Here is a 1,824-nt window from a genome sequence, read left to right as displayed (position 1 = left end):
CGCGGCAGGCATCCTCGCGGAGCCATGCCGGTACATCGCGCAGGACACCAGTATTGCCGTGGGCATACGATCCTTCGTGTTGGAATCCATGGAGACAATCTTAATGGGGTCATCCCTGGACTGGCAACTGGCTCCAGTCACGCGCCGCCAGCCTGGGTGGATGTCAGGTCTTGATGGTGAGGGGATCTGTCCTGAAATCGGACGCCTTGTGGCCGAACAGGCTTTCCGCTAGGGATGACCTAGCACCGCCAACCTTCATTGAAGAGCCAGCCCCATGAGCGACGATCCCGATTGCCTGGGCATGTGCGCCATCGACGGCGACATCTGCACTGGTTGCGGACGCACGCTGGACGAGATCAACGCCGCGCTGGACCGCGCCGACGGCGAGGCCGGCCAGCGGGCTGACGCCGCGTACCCCTGATCCGCGACGATCTCCGGCCGCTGCTGTTTCCTCGTTGTTGCCAGTCGAAATCCGACCGAGGAGCATCGTTCTGGCCGACCAGCCCAACCAAAAGCCGGGCGACGCCCTGCGCGGCGACCAGCCGCGGAACCCTGCCGATGCCGGCAATTCCGCCCGGAATTCCAGCGCCGGCAAGATCGGCAGCGCGACCGAGAAGGCCCAGGAAGACGCTGCCAAGCACCGTGCCCGCGAAGGCGGCTATCAGTAAGCGGCAGACCGACCGTGCGATGGCCCGGCTCCCGATGGAGGGCCGGGCCGTTTCATTCTATGGCCGCGCGGTGGAAATATGACTCAGGCAACAGCGGTCGGCGGGCGTGCCGCATAAGGTCATTGAGCTGCCCAGGGCGATGCCGAGATTATCATGGTCTGTATGATTACCAATGAGTGTTATTTGTCGAAAAATGATATAAAATAAAGATTGATATGGGTAAATTGCCCCAATAGCGTGTTTTTTATCGATCGGCATCCAAGGCATCGCTTGTTTTGATTGAGGTGCTCCAAGAGCGGATCGTAAAAATGGTAAATTCCGGCTTGCCATTTGTTTTGGCAGATATATGGCCGCTTTATGGTGAGCTGTGAATAAATCAAACAGCAACTATAATTGATGGAGATATTTATGAATATAGGAATCATCAACACAGGTGGAACCATCAGCTGCGTTGGAACGCCATTGTCTCCAATGACGGCCAAAAATTTCGCCAATGCATGCACGTCTATAATAGATCCGATAATAAAAGAAAATTATCAGGACTTGAATATATCGTACCTGACCGGTCTTGAATTCCCGGAATCTTCCACAAAGACGCTGGACAGCACCAATCTTCAGCCAACGGATTGGTGCCGACTGGCTCGCTATATATTAGACAATTATGCATTCTTTGATGGCTTCGTGGTGCTCCACGGTACCGACAGCATGGACTTCACCGGCACGGCATTGCCGTTCCTGCTGTCCGCCTTCGACGCCAATGGCGTGCAAGTGGCGGCATTGAGCAAGCCGGTCATCATTACCGGTTCGCAGATGCCGATGTTCTACCAAGCGCCGAACGCAGAGACGCCGTCGAGCCTGCTCTACAACACCGACGCCTTCCAGAATTTCTGTGGTGCCGTTGCAGCGGCTCAGAGCGGCATTCCGGAAGTCTGCGTCTATTTCCACAACACCCTGTTCCGCGGCAATCGGGTGGTCAAGACCAACGCCAGCGAATTCGATGCCTTCTCGTCGCCCAATTATCCGGCCCTGGGCCAGTATGGCATCAATTTCACCATCAACAGCGGCAATGTGCTGCCCGACCCGGTCACCGAGAAGGTCAGCATCGACAACGCCACCACGCTGGCCCTTGGAAAAACCGGCTGACGGCAATCGAGTC

General features: G+C 56.4%; 4 protein-coding genes. All 4 read left to right on the top strand.

Features of this window, described 5'->3' with window-relative positions; translation table 11 throughout:
* A partial coding sequence (locus tag I71_RS39145) for a hypothetical protein (protein WP_211098381.1) occupies positions 1 to 232 on the top strand: 232 nt, incomplete at its 5' end.
* A 42-nt stretch (positions 233 to 274) separates the two neighbouring features.
* Positions 275 to 421 (top strand): DUF1289 domain-containing protein, encoded by a 147-nt coding sequence (locus I71_RS35895; protein ID WP_083897128.1) that lies wholly within the window; start codon positions 275 to 277, stop codon positions 419 to 421.
* Positions 422 to 458: 37 nt separating this feature from the next.
* The gene (locus I71_RS12630; protein WP_042695210.1) at positions 459 to 668 is read left to right on the top strand and encodes a hypothetical protein; all 210 of its coding nucleotides are present in this window, start codon (positions 459 to 461) and stop codon (positions 666 to 668) included.
* Positions 669 to 1,076: 408 nt separating this feature from the next.
* Complete coding sequence (locus tag I71_RS35890) at positions 1,077 to 1,811, top strand: asparaginase domain-containing protein (protein WP_159107376.1); 735 nt, start codon at positions 1,077 to 1,079, stop codon at positions 1,809 to 1,811.
* Positions 1,812 to 1,824: the final 13 nt, after the last annotated feature.

This window comes from Azospirillum sp. B506, assembly GCF_000333595.1.
In the GTDB taxonomy this organism is placed as follows: Bacteria; Pseudomonadota; Alphaproteobacteria; order Azospirillales; family Azospirillaceae; genus Azospirillum.
The sequence above is the reverse complement of the archived record's forward strand: the minus strand, read 5'-3'. Positions and strand labels throughout refer to the sequence as shown.